We start from the raw sequence: 17,332 nt of genomic DNA, 5'->3' as shown, positions 1-17,332 counted from the left end.
TTAAATCTTTAGCGTCTCTGCCATCAGTTCATCAGCTTGGTCCCAATCCATATTTACAATGGCAATAGAGTATAAGGTTGGCATCATCTTCCCATATTTTTCGCGTAGCAGCAAATCGATATCATTGAAAAGCAAGCCCTTTGTTTTTCCTATAACTAAGGTCTGCGGGTGAGTTTCAAAAGTACCGTCTTTCAAGCGTTTACGCATTTTAGCCTTTTCAATCATTAAAGCATTCAGGATAAGCTTCTTTTCGATTAACAAATCAGTAATTTCAATTGCTTGTTCCTCATTATCGGTTACAATGTGTATAAGTACCATTTTCCACTAATTTTAGGCTAACTATTTATTTAAATAAATTCTAAATAAAACGGATATTTATACATTTTGTTAAATACAACTTGAGAAATCTGTCCACCGCATATTTCAAATTATCCTCCCCAATGGGATTTAAAGATTGTTAAATCTATCCCAAAAGCTAGTTTCATGTCATTTCGAGTCATACAATTGCTATTGAGCTCCTTCTTTACATTACTATGGTATTTATAAATTAGCCTGAATGATTTCAAAAATAAACCGAAACGAAATGTCGTACCTTAAATCCCTTATTGGTTCAGTGTTTCAACTTGCAAGACTCCAGTATGAAAATCAAGGATAGTTTGCTGAAATAATAAAGTGAATTTTGCCTGCTCTAGATTAGCCTGTGCCGTGATTAAAGCTTGCTGTGCAATTGATAAGTCTGAAAGATTTGCTATTCCTTCCGCATACCGCTCATTTTGCATCTTATAGGCCTCTTGAGCAGAATTCAATACTGATTCACTCACCTCAACTCTTTTAACAGCTGCATTGAAATTTAAATACGCATTTTGTACATCTTGAAATATGGTTCTTTTAAGGTCCTCCACATCAAGTCGGCTATTGGCCAATTCTACTTGTGCTGTTGCAACTCTTGATTTGTTCACGTAATTACTGAATAAAGGAATACTTAAGTTCAGTCCAACAGTATTATTGGGGTATAGATCAAATAACTGTTCACTAATACCAAGCGAATTCAAGGAGCTATATTGTGTCCCATATTGATAAAAAGCTGATAAGGTGGGCAGATAATTTGACTTCAAAAAATCAATATTTGTATCGGTCGCCTGGCGCTGCAAATCTAGTTGCTTTAGATCTGATCTATTTTGAATGGCTAATTCAAACAATTCTGATAATTGGTAAGCCTCGAGTGATGTACTTGCTGATCCAAAAGCTTCGGACACTTCATAATCTTCTAATAAATCAAGCTGTAAAGTCTGTGCCAGACGTGCCTTGTCCAATAAGTAAGTATTCTCTGTTTCTATAAAAGATAATTCCAATTGGTCTAAAGTAGCTTTTTGTGCGAGAGCATCTGCTTGGGGTCGTAAACCCGTCAAAACAAAGCCTTTTATTCTTTCTAGCTGATTTTTCTGATCTTGAATTGCATTGGAGGAAATCTCCATCAACTTTTTATCAAGTAATAGTTGCAAATATTGTTGTGCGATGTCAAATACTACTTGCTGCTTACTTCTTTCAATTGCACTCCTTTGAGCTTGATAGTTTAGATCGGCCATTTTGATTTGATTAAGTCTACCAAGTCCTCGGAAAATATCAACAGAAGCAGAAAGGTTTCCTGACAATCGGTTCGCCTGAACATTATTAATCTCAAAACCATCTTCCACCAGCTGAAACTGTTGCCCACCTTGACGCGCTGCTTGAACATTAGCTGAAACCGAAGGTAAAAAATCAATTTTCGATTGCGTTTCCTGCATAGAAAGAGCATTCAATTGATTCACATTCTTTCTCAATGCTATATTTTGTTCTAAACCAACTTTTATGGCCTCCTCAAAAGTTAATATTTTCGTGCTTTCTTGCGCTTGAAGTGAAGAACAAATTAGTAAGAAAGGGATGATTATAATTCGTTTATAGTACTGCATTTTTCGATTCATTCAAATAGTCTTTAGTAATTGCGCCATCTTCCAATTCGATTATCCTAAAACCGTATGATGCATTCTCTTCTGAGTGTGTTACTTGAATAATAGTAGTTCCTTGAGTGTTAAGCTCTTGGAATAATTCCATTATAATTTTCGATTGAGAGGAATGTAGATTCCCGGTGGGTTCATCTGCTAGTAGAATTGCCGGTTTTCCAATTATAGCGCGTGCAACTCCCACCAATTGTTGCTGCCCTCCCGATAACTGCTCTGGGAAAAGATCTTTCTTAGCTACTATCCCAAATCGATCCAGGACATCAGCAACCAGGCTTTTTCGTTCAGCAGATTTCACTCCACGGTACAATAAGGGCGTTTCAATATTTTCATATACTGTCAACTCATCGATAAGGTGGTAGGCTTGAAAAACAAAGCCAAAATACTCCTTATGGAGCGTTGATTTCTTTTTGTCATTGAGCGAATGAATCACGCTACCATCCAAAAGATATTCCCCTTGAGAAGCATTATCTAATAAACCGATAATATTCAATAGCGTAGATTTTCCAGCACCACTTGGTCCCATTATGGTCAGGAATTCACCTTTTTCAACTGTAAGGTCTATGCCTTTCAATATAAATTGTTTGCTAAATCGATTTGAGATTGATTTGTCAATATCTGAAAGTTGTATCATCTCTATATTTTTTAATGTGTTTTTTCAATTTGTGTGCCAGTACCGACTACTAGCTCTAACAGCCAATCAAAGCCTTTTTCCTTTCTATTACTGTCCAAAAGCGAGAGAATACGTCCGAAAACGGACACGGAATTTAGGCTTCCAATGAGTGTTGCCACTTGCTAAATCTCTTCTTAAATTCACTCTAAATCTATTGTTGAATTCACTGAATTTCATTTGCAAATAGTCCTTTCCTATTCTTTTTTCTTCTATACAACAAGGGTTTCCTGTTCTCAACTGAAAGGATTACATCTCAAAAATAACACCCCTATAATCCCCTCAAGGGGATAGTTCTCACAGATTTATTTTTGTTGCAAATAATTTGTTAAATAGCTATTTGTAAATTACTAGCAAAAAATCAACCTTCAGTCAAGATCAATTCCGTGCGACTCCCCCCTTGAGGGGGGTTGGGGGGTGTTAGTTATTAACTTGAATCTGACTCGCCTTAAAAACAATTTACAGATTTAACCTTTTTGGTAATTTCAAACTTTGAAAACGCTATTACGGCAGACTATTCATCTTTTAAAGTGTCTGCTGGGTTAATTTGTAAAGATTTAATGGTTTGGAAGCTGATGGTGATCCAAGCAATACCTAAGGCTGCTGCTCCTGCTCCAGCAAAATAGTACCAGGCAGGTTCAATGCTATAAGCAAAACCCTGTAGCCAGCTATGCGCTGCCCAATAGCTGATAGGTAAAGCAATCACAATAGCTATCAATACGATTTTAGTAAAATCGGCCGATAAAAGCTTTACAATTTGTAATCCTCCAGCCCCTAAAATCTTCCTGATGCCAATCTCTTTTTGTCTGCGTTCTGCAGTGAAAGCTGCCAGTCCGAACAAACCTAAACAGGAGATAATAATAGCTATTCCAGCAAAATATCGAGACAGTAGAGATACTCTTTGTTCTGCCTCATATTGCGCCTGATAGTTACTATCGAGAAATTCATAATTCAATGTGAAACCAGGATTGAAGTCTTTATACAATGATTGTATCCCCTGAATCACTTCATCCGGTCTACCTGCTTGCATCTTTACGAAAATGCTTAGCATGAAGCTTTTATCAAAATGGAAGAGCATAGGAGAAACCTCCTCATGTAAAGAGGAGAAATGAAAATCCTTTACCACACCGATGATTTGTTTTTCTTTTCCCCACATGGTCACCGTCTTGCCAATCGGATCTTCCAGGCCCATTACCTTAATAGCGGCTTCATTAAATATGATCTTTTCTTCTTCCGCTCCGAATTTTTCTGAGAAACTCCTTCCCTCTTTCATTTCTATGCCTAATGTTTCAATCAATCCGTAGTATGCTCTAGCCTGCTCAAATAATATATTGCTGTCGGGATCCTTTCCCTGCCAAGTAACACCTGTGGTAGAAGCACCACTTTTCACTATTGAGTGTGTTGTTGCTGAAGCATTCTCCACACCGGGGACCTCCTTTAATTGATTAATGAAGGGTTCCAGTCGATTAGCTACTGCTCCTTCAATTGGAAATTTTATCACATGATGGCGATCATAGCCAAGATTTTTATCCTGTACATATTCAATTTGCTTGTATACAACCCAAACTGACACCAAGAGAATGATGGAAATCACAAACTGAAAAACTACTAATCCCTTTCTCGTCCATAATTCGCCAGTAGATGTGGTCAATTTGCCTTTCAAAATGCTTACAGGCTTAAAACCAGAAAGGTATAGAGCAGGATAGCTGCCCGCCACCAAACCAGTAAAGAGCGTGATGAGTATCGTAGCTAACAGTAAATTGCTACTCAGCTCCAGACTTAGTTGCTTTCCGGTGATTGCGTTAAATTGTGGTAGTAATAGAAATACCAGCAAATAGGCCACACCTAATGAAATGACGGTCATGCTGACTGATTCTCCAAGATGCTGAAAAACCAAGTGCCTTCTACTGGCTCCCATGGTTTTCTTCACTCCTATTTCTTTCAGTCGCCTGGAGGCTCTAGCTGTACTTAAATTCATAAAATTGATACAAGCAATAGCCAATACAAATATGGCAATGATAGCGAACATTCTCACGTAGGTTATCCTACCTCCTACTTCCTGCCCATTCTCAAAATTTCCATGCAAATACCTGCTTGAATATTGCTTAAAAAAGGGCTCTACATTTGTATTGGGTACTTTTTCTTTAATTATAGAACTTACTTTATTGTTAACCGCTGCCACATCTGTCCCTTCTACCAATTGCACATGCGTCAGCGCAATATAATTACCCCAATGATTTCGTTCTGGGCCCATCAAATCATCAATAAAAACCGAGAAAGGGAGCACAAATTCGAAAGATTCTGTACTACTCTTCGGAAAGTCTTGAATTACTCCTGAAACTTTGACTTGACCCTTAAATTTCAAAATCTGCCACTCCAGGCTTTCGCCCATCACATCAGTGGTGCCGAATAGCCTTTTCGCTAAGGATTCGGTCAACACAATGCCGCTCTTGTCTGATAAAGCCGTCTCAGGATTTCCTCTTAAAAATGGAAATGAGAAAAGTTGAAAATATTCATCTCCAGAGAATTTCCCTCTTGCCTTCATTTTGTCTTCCCCTACTGATAATGAAAAACCTTCACCAAATTCATCTGTGTCAGTATCTTCCACCGCTGTGAGAACCTCAGGTATTTCCTCCTCCAAAGCATCTGCAAGTAGTGCCGGTACATTGGGAGCAGAACGAATTTCTCCATTTTCTTCATGGTGCATATATACCTGATAAAGCTGGTCATCCTTCTCATGAAATTTATCCATCGAGAGTTCATCATTCACCCATAAATAAATGAGAAGGGCACAAGCCATACCTGTGGAGAGTCCTAAAAGATTAATGAAAAAAGTACTTTTGAATCGCTTGAAGTTGCGATAGATGATCAATAGGTTATGTTTGAACATTGTCAGTGTTTTTATTAAAAAATTTCCTTAATTGTTTTTCCAATTAAGGTGCCATAGTATAAAAAGTACCCATAAGAGTTGAAAATGAAGACTTTGGGATAATGAATGTTCAAATTTGCAATGGTAACGCCCGATTTCGGGCATTCTACACTTTTAAAATAATACCACTCAGGTTCAATACTATAAGCAAAGCCTTGCAACCAGCTTTGCGCTGCCCAATAGCTGATAGGTAAAGCAATCACAATAGCGATCACTACTATTTTAGTAAAATCGGCCGATAAAAGCTTTACAATCTGAAATCCCCCAGCCCCTAATATTTTCCTGATGCCAATTTCCTTTTATCTGCGCTCCATTAGCATCTATACCCGAAATAGTAATCCAAGTACTTTCAAATCCATTTGGAGCAAAAGAAACTAAATTTTTCAGGTAATATTCTACAGTGTCGAAACTGAAAAAATGAGATGGGTACAAAGAAATCTTTTTTGATTGTATACTCAGTAAATCGCCGATTTCGAAAATACATTGACCAATATTTGAAGCACCTGCTTTAGCACTGCAAGCATCTAAAAGTACATCACCTTTATTATCGTATAAATATATACTGTCATCCTATTCAATTTTAATGTATTCTCAAACAATTTCCGGACACACTCGCATAGAATGGATTAATGCCACTATCATATTAAAAAGTATTTAATTCTTAATATTATTAAGTGGATTTACTGTTGAAACCTTAATTGAGTGACCAATTACAACAAATGCAGCGATTGTAATGGAAAATAAGCCGGCAACAATAAAGGTAAATATTCCCATGTTAAATTGATATGAAAAGCTTTGCAACCATCTACTAAATACAATATAAGCAAAGGGGATGGAAATTACATACCCTAATAGTACTGGTCTTACAAATTTATTCATAAAAACACGAACAATGTCAGTTGTTCCAGCTCCTAATACCTTTCTAATGGAAACTTCATTTTTTATATTTTCTGCTAGGAACATGGACAAACCAAATAAGCCAATACTGGCTAGTATTATTGCTACAAGGGTCAGTATATTTATTAAAAACCCGAGCTTTATCTCCGTTTTATATAACTTATTGTAGGCATCATCAAGAAAGAAAAATGAAAAAGGTTCTTTATTACCGACAACTCTTTCCCAGATATTCTCTAAGTCACTAAGTGTTTGGCTCATATTATCACTTTTTACTTTGATAGACAGAAATCTTTCGTAATTAGTAATTGTTAAACACACGGGTTCTATCTTATTCTTCAAAGAACCATAATGAAAATTCTTCACTACCCCGATTACAAATCCTGACTTTTTCATACGAGGATATTCGATTCTCTTACCTATCGGATTTTCCCAACCAAATTTGTCAGCTAATTCCTGATTTACTATAAATGCCTCTGTGGAATCAGTGGAAAACTCTTTACTAAAGTCTCTGCCTAGAATGATTTCTAACCCGAGAGTATTGATGAAATTATAATCGACCCACACAATTCTCACCCCCTCTCGAATCATTTCATCATTTTCTCCTTGTCTCGATATTCCGTTGATCATGAACTCTCCTCCCGGTACTTCAGTTGCACCGCTAACATTCACTACAGCTGGTAGTTTACTCGATAAAATCTTTAAATTATTTTTAGCATTTGATTCTTCTAACTGAGTTATGGGAAGGATTAGTACATTTTCTTTATCCAATCCTAGATCCTTGCTATTAACATAATTCAACTGCTGCATAATGATATAAGATCCTATTATTAAAAAACTGGATATACAAAATTGAAATAAAACCAATAGCCTTCTCACTCTGGGAATTGAACTTCCTGTATTTGTAAGAGACGACCTTATGCCTACTATCGGACTTAAATTAGACAACACCTTTGCTGGATAGACTCCGGCAATACAACCTATAATTAGTGGCAGTAGAATCACACCAGTTACTAGATATTGATTATTAAAAATATCCATAAACTCCAGAGATTTACCTATTGTAGCATTGAATTTAGGTAACACTAATTGCACCAGAAAAACACCGATAATTAGTGCAATAGAACTTATCAATGTAGCTTCTCCAACTAACTGGCCATATATATCTCCTTTTTCTGCTCCATATATCTTTTTAAGAGATATCTCCTTATGTCGTTTTGTTGAATGAGCTATTACTAAATTAGCATAATTTGAAGCAGCAATTAAAATTATAAAAAACAGTAAAGGAACCAACATATAAATATATACTATATCTCCATTGACCTCTAATTCACGTATTGATTGAGAGTATAAATGAATATCTGTAACCAGATTAGCTTGATACGAAATCTTGGAATCATTATTAGTTTGAGCATCTAATAATGGTTTCATAGAAGTTTGTATTGCAGTGGCAATATCATCTGCGTTAATATTGCCTTGAGCTAGTACATACGTATAAACACTATTTCTACTCCAGTTTAGAAATCTATCACCTTCCGTGGCTATCATCGTTTCCATAGATATAAGAATATCAAAATGAAAGTGTGAATTTTCTGGCATCTCTTTAATGACAGCTGTTACTTTATTTTCTCCATATCTTCCGCAATACATTACCTGACCAATAGGATCTTCATCTCCAAAAACTTTCTTCGCTATATTTTCTGTAATTACAACTGTATTTGGTGCAATTAATGCCTGATTTAAATCTCCAGAAACCGCTTTATATGAAAAAACATCAAAAAAAGTCTTATCCACTATAGCAATCTCTTCTTCTCTAAAACTCTTGTTTCCAAATCTTATAGTTTGTTCAGTGGGACTTTGAAGTACTCGAGTTCCCGTTTTCAACCGCGGAATATTTCCAATCAAGTATGGAAATAAATTTATTGTGGTAGTTACCCAATACTGACTTTCACCCGTTTCTGCCAAAACATCTTTTTCTATTCTATATATGTTTTCTGCATTGTTATGGAATCTATCATAGCTTAGCTCAGATTGAATAAAAAGTAAAATCAGGATGGAAGCACCAATCCCTATCGACAGTCCGAACAAGTTTAGTATGTTTACAAACTTATCATTTTGTAGTCGTCTTATTAAAAACTTCAGATTGTGTAATTTCATTTTTTCTAGTGTTGATTGAAAGCTCGTATTCTATTAAACACATGTAAATCGTTGATAGTGATTTATATTTTTTGTCAAAAAATTGGCAACTAGTTTCTTATTATCGAAGATAAAAAAATAATTCCCAGGAAATATTTTTACTTCTAAATTGAAAATCGATTCTTTCCCACTCGATTTGGCCTGCTCAAGAGTAACATTTTCATCTTCTCCAATACCGACAAATAAAGGAACTTTCAAAGGTTCACTTTTTGTAAAGCAATACTCTTCAATAGCTTGAAAATTAGCTCTACTCATCCTTTAAAACTTTAGCGGGGTTTCTGTTGGCGGCTTTCCATGTATGTAGGGCAACAATACTGATGCTTAAAAGCAAAGCGATTACACCCGATATCAAGTAAATCCAGATAGGCATTTCAATTTTAAATTGGAAATCATTTAACCAGTTGCTGATAAAATACCAAGCCGGATAAACAGCCAAAAGAAATGCCAAGCCGATAAGGACCACATACTCCTTTGAAATTAAAACAAGGATATTGGACAGTGAAGCACCCATAACTTTTCGAATGCTAATTTCTTTGGTTCGCTGTGCAATCGTAAAAGAAGCCAAACCAAATAAGCCGAGGCAACTGATCAAAATGGCGATCACTGTTGAAAAAAGCAGCACCTTTCTCAATCGGACTTCACTTAGGTAAAAATTCTCGACCGTCTCATCCAAAAATTGAAACTCTCTAGTTTCATTTGGATAGATTTTGTCATAAGCATCCTGCATAGCATCTACATTAGCTTTTAGATTTACTTTTGGAGCTAACTTGGCATTTACTGTAAATAAATTTCTATCATCATAGCCCATTATCATAGGTCTGATGGCTTGATGAAGCGACTGAGTGTGTATATTCGGAATTACTCCTACAACAGAAAGAAATGTACTGTCATAGTCTAACTGCTTACCCAATGCCTCACTAGCATTTTCTATACCTAGCTTATCAAGGGCAGCCTCGTTAATGACAATTTCAGATTGATCTAATGTATAATTTCTTCCTGCTAAAATCGGAACTTCATACAAGGGCAGATAACTGGTATCAGCAGTTTTAAATTGCATGCTTACTTCTTCAGGAGCACCATTTAAATCATGTTCGACCGTGCTAGTCCACAATGATCCAGAAATCATCATATCGCTGCTTAAGCTGACTTTTTCCACTCCAGCAATTGCTTCCAATTCGTTTTTAAGTAATTTGGTTTTGTCTAGGGTTCCCTGGAAGGGTGTAGAAATATGCAAGACCGCTTCTTTATTGAAGCCAATACTCTTGTTCAAAAGAAAATCAATCTGAGAATTGATAGCTAATACTACGATGATAAAAGCAATGGAAGATCCAAACTGGAAAACAATCAGATTTTTCCTCAAGAAGTATTGAAAATTAGACTTCCTCTGCCCTATTCCTTTTTCCTTTATTGCTTTTATTGGGCTATAGCCAGAAAGAATCATGGAGGGATAAAAACCAGACAAGAGCAACACCACGATAGAAAGTACGATCAAAAATAGGGCATTGTTGATATTCCAATAATCGAATTTAAAATCTGCAGGAAGAACCTCTTGAAAGTACGATGTGGCCAACTGACTTAGTAATGCAGCGCCAATAACTGCTAACAGAATAATAACATAGGTTTCTACCAAAAATTGACTAATCAACTGTTTTCTAGAGCTACCCAATGTTTTTCTAACTCCAACTTCTTTCGATCTCAATTTAGCCTGAGCAGTTTCCAGGTTTATAAAATTGATACAGGCAATAAATAGAATAAAGAAACCAATAATAATCAAGCCATTCAAAGTGCTTCTATCAGCTGAATTCCCACTGAATGTATCCGAAAAATGTAAATCCTCAAATGACTCAAATTCAAAATTAGTAGTCCAGTTCCCATCAGCCTCTACGTATTTTTCTTTAATCGCAAGCAGCTCATCCTCTGCTTTCTCCCTCTGATTTGCCGCAAGCTTGACAAAAAGCTGAGCATTTGAACTTACGGAACCCCAATCATCTACATTCCTCTTTGCCCTAATTTCTTTATTGCTCAATAGTATCTCATAGGATATGAAATCCGTAAAAATCAAATCCGTTTTATGCTTTACGTCCTCCACTATTCCACTCACCATTACTCGTAAGGTATCGGAATAGACTAACTCCTTACCCAAAATCTCATCTATAGGCTGCTCACCAAAATATTTTTTAGCAACTGAATTTGTTAGGACAACCGCATTAGGTTGATCTAAAGCACTAGAAGGAGAACCTGCTAACCAATCATATTCGAAAAGCGAAAAGTATTTTTCATCAGCAAAAACCACCTTCGTACTGATTCCAAAGTTTTCAGTTTCATCCGCTGACTCCACCAAAAATCTGTAAGCACTAAAAATAGGAACTACTTCTTCAGCTGCAGACATTTCATTTCGAACAGCTTCTACTAGCGGAATTGGAGTTCCCGGATTAGGCCACTCCTCCTCTCCATTACCCGTTACAGAGGTGATTCTATAAATTCGATCGCGGTCTTTCTGATGAGTATCGAAGCTGTATTCATAGCTCACCAAGTTATATACAACAAAGCAAGCTGCTATCCCAATGGAAAGTCCAATGACGTGAATGAATGACCTAAGTCCAAACTTTCTAATATTTCTGAATGCTATTTTTAAATGATTTTTCAACATAAGATCATTTTTTGGAGACACATACTATTTTCTACTCACTTTTCAACACCTTAGCAGGATTACTCAATGCCACTTTAATGGAATGATAAGCAACCGTGATCCAGGCAATAACAAAAGCCGCTATTCCGGATAGCGCAAACAATTCCCATCCAATTGAGATTCTGTAGGTATAACTTTCCAGCCAGCTTGAAATGCCCCACCATGCCAATGGCACAGCAATAAGGAAAGCGATCACTACCAGTTTTGAAAATTGCTTAGAAAGCATAAATACAATTCCATTAATGCTTGCCCCCAGTACTTTTCTGATTCCAATTTCTTTGGTGCGCTGCTCTGCCATAAAGGAAGCTAAAGCAAATAGTCCCAAGCAGCCAATGAAAATGGCCAGCCCAGCAAAAACAGTGAAAATCTTACTTAAACGGATTTCAGAATTGTACATATCATTAAACTCCGCATCTAGGAAATCATAATTAAAGGGCAGGTTGGAGCCAAACTGATTCCACAGTGCTTCAATTCCTTTTATTGAGGATTGAAGATCATCCGTATCTAATCGTACTGCCAGAATACTGCTGTTATCGCTTAGCATAAACGCTAATGGTCCTATATCATTTTTTAGTGACTCGTAATGGAAGTCCTTTACTACTCCTAAAACCTTATATTTATCGAAATTTTCAGTTGAAAACTGGCCGGTTTCCTGGTCAAAGGAGTTAGTCTGAATATAATTATCTGCGTTCCTATCCGTAAAGCCAAAAGCTCTAAAAGCTGCTTCATTAATAATTACTCCAGATGAGTCAGTTGATAGCTCTGCACTAAAGTTCCGACCATGTATAATTTCCATTTGATACGTCTGCAAATACTGATGATCAACGGACCAGATTTGTGTACTGACCAGGTTATCTTCAGTTGGCTGTTCTCCTTCACGCCAAAAGGTATTATCACTTCGATTGTAGCCACTCACAGGTAAAAATCCACTGTAAGAAGCATCCTCAACATTAGGAAGTTTCTGTACTTCCTTTTTAAAGGATTGCCGCTGCTCATCAAGCATATAAGCATCATTGACAAGTAAAACTCGCTCCTTTTTAAAGCCTAATTCCTTATTTTGAATAAAGTTGATTTGTTGATAAATCGCGATGGTTCCAATGATCAACAGAATACTTATAAAAAACTGAAACACTACTAAGCCGCTTCTAATAAAAGCATTACCAGAACCTAATGACACCTTTCCTTTTAACGTTTCTACTGGTTTAAAAGAACTCAAATAAAATGCTGGGTAAAGCCCAGCTAAGAGCCCAACAAACAAGGCCAGCACAAACAAGCCCCCAATAAATAGCAAATTGACATCAGGCATTACTAAACTCTTACCAGTAATGTTATTGAAAACTGGCAAAACCAAGATCACTAACAATATCCCCATTAAGAAGGATATAAAACTCACCATGGTAGACTCCACTAGAAACTGTCTAATCAAATTTAATTTTCTAGAGCCTAAAGCCTTCCGTACCCCTATTTCCTTGGAACGATTGGATGAACGAGCAGTAGATAAGTTCATAAAATTAATACAGGCCAAAATGATGATGAAAATGGCAATAGCTCCAAAAAGATAAATGTAGTCCTTATTCCCCATCAACCCGATATCTATTGTAAAATCGGAATTCAAATAGACGTCTTTGAGTGCTGTAACTTCAACTACATAATAATTTCCAAGGGCCTCAAGCTCCTGTAAGCTTTTCCCCATAAACCTCATGATTTCCGGTTCTAAATACACATTTACTGCCTTATTAATTTTGGACCGCAACACCTTAGGATCGACATCAGGACCGACTGTAAAATAGGTGTAAAAATTATTACTGGTAAAGGAGGTATTTTGGGCTCGGCTTAGGTTAGCCATTGACATCAAAAAATCTGCTTGAAAATGGGAATTTGACGGAAAATCCTTAAAAACCCCTGTAATCATGTACGTTTCTTCTCCATCTAAAATCAAAGATTTATTTATGGCGCTTTGATTAGGGAAGTACTTATTTGCCATCCGCTTACTTATCGCTATAGTATTTGGACCGCTAAACTGGCTTTCTGGTTTTCCTTCTAAAAGTGGAAAGCTAAACACCTTGAAAAATCCCGAATCAACGAACATCAGTCCTTCTTCTTTGAAGGACTCGTCCGAATCAGCACGTTTGACCAGATAGGACCCTACCGTTCTGATTCTTACTGCTTGATTCACCTCAGGTATTTCAGTATTTAACAGGGAAGCTAAAGGAGCCGGTGTAAAGGGAAAACTGGCTTCATTGTCCCCAATCTTTAAGTCTCTAGTCGCCCTAAAAATGCGATTTTCATGAAATTCATCGTATGAGAGTTCATTTGAAACATACAAGAAAATCAGCATGCTACAGGCTACACCTACTGATAACCCCGTAATATTGATAATGGAATAGAGCTTATTCTTGATAAGGTTCCTCCAGGCAATTTTTAGATAGTTTTTGAACATGTTTTCACAATTTTAGATGGGTCGTAAATTTCAGTTATTCACTTCTCAGTGACTCTACAGGATTAATTCTTAAGGCCTTATACACCTGACTTCCAATTGTTAAGGCCACAATCACAAGTACCAATACAAATCCTAATGCCAGCGTTGCAAATCCAAAATCTACTCGGTACGCATTATTTTGCAACCACATATTATTGACGAAGTAGGCGAGCGGTCCGGCTATCAGGTAAGAGATCCCGATCAGTACTAAAAAGCTCCTGGTCACGGTTTTGGTGATATCAAAAGCTGCAGCTCCTAAAGTTTTTCTGATGCCTATTTCTTTGGTTTTATTCTGAATATGGAAGATTACCATCCCTAATAAGCCCAAGCAAGCTAGTGAGACCACAATGAGGGTGACATATCCTAAAATCGCTAAGATGGCGGTATAATGACCATAGCTCAAACTCATGTCATCCTCGAAATAGGTGTAATTGAAAGGTCTGTTCGTATGCTTTTTCCATCCCGCTTCCAATTGAGCCAGTGTTTGCTGTTCATTTTGGTCTAAAATAGTCACAATCATACTATTGACAGATGAGGGTAGATATCGCAAGCACATCGGGCCTATTTGTTCATCCATCCTTTCATAATGGAAGTCCTTTAAAACTCCAATCACTTCTAATTCTGTTTCATCTATTTGAATTAGCTGTCCCAAGGCTTCATCAAGGTTAGCATATCCCAATCTTTCTACTGCAGATTCATTGATGATGGTAAATCGTTCTTTCTTAGGCATGTTTTCCGGAAAGTCTCTGCCCGCCAAAAGCTCTAGATCCAGAGAATTCAAATAATTATCTCCTACACCAAAATAACTTATGAAAAAGCTATCTTCTGTTTCAGGAATTTGTACTTCGCCACCATTATTTCTTCCCAGAGCGGGTAAATGGGTGGTGGCTGAAATCGCTTGAACAGACGGAATTGACCTAAACTCATTTTTGATCTTTTCATAGTCCATCCCATCCAATTTCACATTGAGTATATTCTCAGTTTTAAAGCCATGATCAGTTGTTAAAACCATATTAAACTGCTGGTAAATGGTAATTATCGTCACCACAAAAAAGATGGTAAAAGCAAATTGAGTCACTACCAGCAACTTTTTAATGCTGAATCGGGCAATTCCAATTCTCTTTCCTAAATTCTCAAGATTAATAGATTTTTTCAGTGCCACCAATGCATTGGTAGTGGAAAAGAAAATAGCGGGTACGATTCCGGCAATCAATCCCGTGAAGGCGGCAAAGCCTACATACCATAAGTAGAGATAATTGACTTTATCAAATCTAATGGGTGCTCCCAGACTCACAAACATATTATTTAGGGCAGGATGAAGGTATTCGACCATCAATACAGCAAAACCAAAAGCGATGAGTGCGATTAGCAAAGCCTCCACCATAAATTGGAAAATAATATGTTTCTTCTCCGCGCCAATAACTTTTCTGACACCAATCTCTTTTGCACGATTCATCGCTCTGGCTGTGGTCAGATTAGCATAATTAAAACAAGCGGACATCAACACAATAATGGCTAATCCTAGTAATATGTAGATGATAAAAGAAGGTAAGCTCACTCCCATTGTATTACTTTTTAAGGGGCCCATTGTGATATCGTCCAGACTCTGCAGTTTGAAGAAATACTCAAATTCTCCCTCTTTTTCATAATTGGATTGAGCAGCGCTTAGAAAGAATTCGTTTAGACCATCTTCATCAAAGTCTTCAGAGGTTTTAATGTAAATATAGTTGTCGTAAATATTCGTCCAGCTGGTTAGAGGAGCCAATAAGAGGCTGTCCTTCTCCAAGCTTGGTAAAATTTGAGTAGATGCTAAAGCTTCGAAATTAAAATGAGACTTTCCGGGGAACTCCTCCAGTACTCCAGTTACGATAAAATCACCAACTCCTTCCATCTGAATGCTTTCCCCTATTGGATCTGCATCAGCAAAGAGCTTTTTCGCCAATTTATCGGTTAGGACAATGCTATTGGGTAAAGTGAGTGCTTCTTCTGCGTTGCCTTTAGCCAAGGGAAAATTGAACATTTGCAGAAAATTATTATTTGCAAATAGACCTTCAAAGGGAATTTCCGCCTGGCTCCAAGTAGCTGTGCCCTCGAAATTCTTTTTTAATAGCGCCATTTGCTCTACTCCTGCTTGCTCTTTTAGCATTTCCGCTAAAGGATAGGCAGTAGTGGCTGTTTCCCATTCGTATTCCTTCAATTGAATACGATCAGTAACTACTCTGTAGATTCGGTCTTCATCGGCATGAAAATTATCGTAAGTATATTGATCTCCTACAATTATAATAAGGAGTAGGCAGACCGTCATACTCACAGCAAGACCAAAAATATTAATGAATGAGATCGTTTTGTTTCTCAAAATATTTCTGAAGGCGACTAAAAAGTAGTTTTTCAACATGGCTTTGTATTTTAAAGGCTAATAATGCAAATTCTCTTATACATGGAATTGCTCTCGGATATTCTCTGTGACCACTTTGCCATCAAATAAATTGATCACTCTGTGGGCATAGTTTGAATCATGAGGTGAGTGCGTTACCATCACAATAGTGGTTCCTTCATTATTCAGTTGCTCCAATAGCTTCATTACTTCTTCACCATTGGCTGAATCCAAATTACCGGTTGGCTCATCGGCCAAGATCACATCGGGCTTGGCTACTATGGCTCTGCAAATGGCCACTCTTTGCTGCTGACCTCCAGAAAGTTGCTGTGGGAAATGATTTCTTCTGTGCATGATGTTCATGCGGGTCAGCACCTCTTCGACTTTGGTTTTTCGCTCAGAAGCAGGAACTTTCATGTACAACAATGGCAGTTCCACATTCTCAAAAACAGTCAACTCATCAATCAGATTGAAGCTCTGAAATACGAATCCTATAGATCCCTTTCTCAACTGCGCTCTTTGTCTTTCTGAATACTTAGAAACTTCGTGATCTACAAAGTGATAAGCTCCTTCGCTTGGATTATCCAGTAGCCCTAAAATATTAAGCAAGGTAGACTTCCCGCATCCTGAAGGACCCATAATGGCTACAAATTCCCCTTTTTTAATTTCAATATTAATCCCATCCAAAGCCGTAGTTTCCACTTCTTCTGTGGTGTATAATTTTTTCAGCTCTACCGTTTTAATTACATGATCCATATTCTTTCAAGTTTACAAGTTATCAAGTTGACATGTTTTCAAGTTAGCAGGTTGGCAAGTTGGCCTGTTCACAAGTTCGCATGTCTGTTGTTTCTAATTTATTTATATAATCTATTTCCTAATTACATTTCCCATTTCTCCCATCATCCCACTTCCATCTATACCTATACTTCATGCCCAAAAAATAACCTTTGGTTATTTTCTTTTGTGTTCTCTTGTCTCTTTTGTGGTAGAAGTTTCCTACGACTGTGCATATTCACAAACATTACTTTTTAACCACGACTTGTCCCGCATTTATCGGGAAAAGAATCAAAACCTGCCTGCCGGCAGGCAGGGAAAACAAAAGAT

Annotated in this window: 12 protein-coding genes; 1 reads left to right on the top strand and 11 read right to left on the bottom strand. The window is 37.1% G+C overall.

The genetic code is table 11. The features are described from left to right. The 3 genes from Q3Y49_RS10210 to Q3Y49_RS10200 all read right to left on the bottom strand — a co-directional run bounded on the left by Q3Y49_RS10210 (position 1) and on the right by Q3Y49_RS10200 (position 2,631). The gene (locus tag Q3Y49_RS10210; RefSeq protein WP_303268053.1) at positions 1–318 is read right to left on the bottom strand and encodes a hypothetical protein; all 318 of its coding nucleotides are present in this window, start codon (positions 316–318) and stop codon (positions 1–3) included. 284 nt (positions 319–602) lie between these two features. Beyond that, positions 603–1,961, bottom strand: coding sequence for a TolC family protein (locus Q3Y49_RS10205; RefSeq protein ID WP_303268052.1), 1,359 nt, complete (start codon positions 1,959–1,961; stop codon positions 603–605). Beyond that, positions 1,936–2,631, bottom strand: coding sequence for an ABC transporter ATP-binding protein (locus tag Q3Y49_RS10200; RefSeq protein ID WP_303268051.1), 696 nt, complete (start codon positions 2,629–2,631; stop codon positions 1,936–1,938). Before Q3Y49_RS10200 ends, Q3Y49_RS10205 begins: the two co-directional genes overlap by 26 nt. A 65-nt stretch (positions 2,632–2,696) precedes the next feature. Here Q3Y49_RS10200 and Q3Y49_RS18745 point away from each other — a divergent pair, with 65 nt between their 5' ends. Continuing rightward, complete coding sequence (locus tag Q3Y49_RS18745; RefSeq protein WP_367892478.1) at positions 2,697–2,768, top strand: YrzI family small protein; 72 nt, start codon at positions 2,697–2,699, stop codon at positions 2,766–2,768. A gap of 413 nt (positions 2,769–3,181) precedes the next feature. Here Q3Y49_RS18745 and Q3Y49_RS10195 read toward each other — a convergent pair whose 3' ends face one another. From Q3Y49_RS10195 to Q3Y49_RS10160, 8 genes are all read right to left on the bottom strand, one after another. Further along, on the bottom strand, positions 3,182–5,557 hold the full coding sequence (locus Q3Y49_RS10195) for an ABC transporter permease (protein ID WP_303268050.1): 2,376 nt from the start codon (positions 5,555–5,557) through the stop codon (positions 3,182–3,184). A 261-nt stretch (positions 5,558–5,818) separates the two neighbouring features. Continuing rightward, on the bottom strand, positions 5,819–6,028 hold the full coding sequence (locus Q3Y49_RS10190) for a hypothetical protein (RefSeq protein WP_303268049.1): 210 nt from the start codon (positions 6,026–6,028) through the stop codon (positions 5,819–5,821). Positions 6,029–6,250: 222 nt separating this feature from the next. Beyond that, entirely contained in the window at positions 6,251–8,647 is a 2,397-nt protein-coding gene (locus tag Q3Y49_RS10185; RefSeq protein WP_303268048.1) for an ABC transporter permease, read from the bottom strand. Positions 8,648–8,680: 33 nt separating this feature from the next. After that, positions 8,681–8,941, bottom strand: a complete 261-nt coding sequence (locus Q3Y49_RS10180; protein ID WP_303268047.1) for a hypothetical protein — start codon at positions 8,939–8,941, stop codon at positions 8,681–8,683. Continuing rightward, positions 8,934–11,336: an ABC transporter permease gene (locus Q3Y49_RS10175; RefSeq protein WP_303268046.1), complete on the bottom strand. Its 2,403-nt coding sequence runs from the start codon at positions 11,334–11,336 to the stop codon at positions 8,934–8,936. Before Q3Y49_RS10175 ends, Q3Y49_RS10180 begins: the two co-directional genes overlap by 8 nt. 31 nt (positions 11,337–11,367) lie before the next feature. Next, the gene (locus Q3Y49_RS10170; protein WP_303268045.1) at positions 11,368–13,815 is read right to left on the bottom strand and encodes an ABC transporter permease; all 2,448 of its coding nucleotides are present in this window, start codon (positions 13,813–13,815) and stop codon (positions 11,368–11,370) included. 34 nt (positions 13,816–13,849) lie between these two features. Beyond that, the gene (locus Q3Y49_RS10165) at positions 13,850–16,249 is read right to left on the bottom strand and encodes an ABC transporter permease (RefSeq protein ID WP_303268044.1); all 2,400 of its coding nucleotides are present in this window, start codon (positions 16,247–16,249) and stop codon (positions 13,850–13,852) included. A 36-nt stretch (positions 16,250–16,285) separates the two neighbouring features. Beyond that, positions 16,286–16,984 carry an ABC transporter ATP-binding protein gene (locus Q3Y49_RS10160; protein ID WP_303268043.1) on the bottom strand — a complete coding sequence of 233 codons (699 nt, stop codon included), beginning with the start codon at positions 16,982–16,984 and terminating at the stop codon, positions 16,286–16,288. Between the last annotated feature and the right edge of the window lie 348 nt (positions 16,985–17,332).

The sequence above is a fragment of the Marivirga harenae genome (assembly GCF_030534335.1).
GTDB classification, from domain to species: Bacteria; Bacteroidota; Bacteroidia; order Cytophagales; family Cyclobacteriaceae; genus Marivirga; species Marivirga harenae.
Note: the sequence above shows the minus strand (reverse complement) of the source record. Positions and strands in the feature narration are given on the sequence as shown.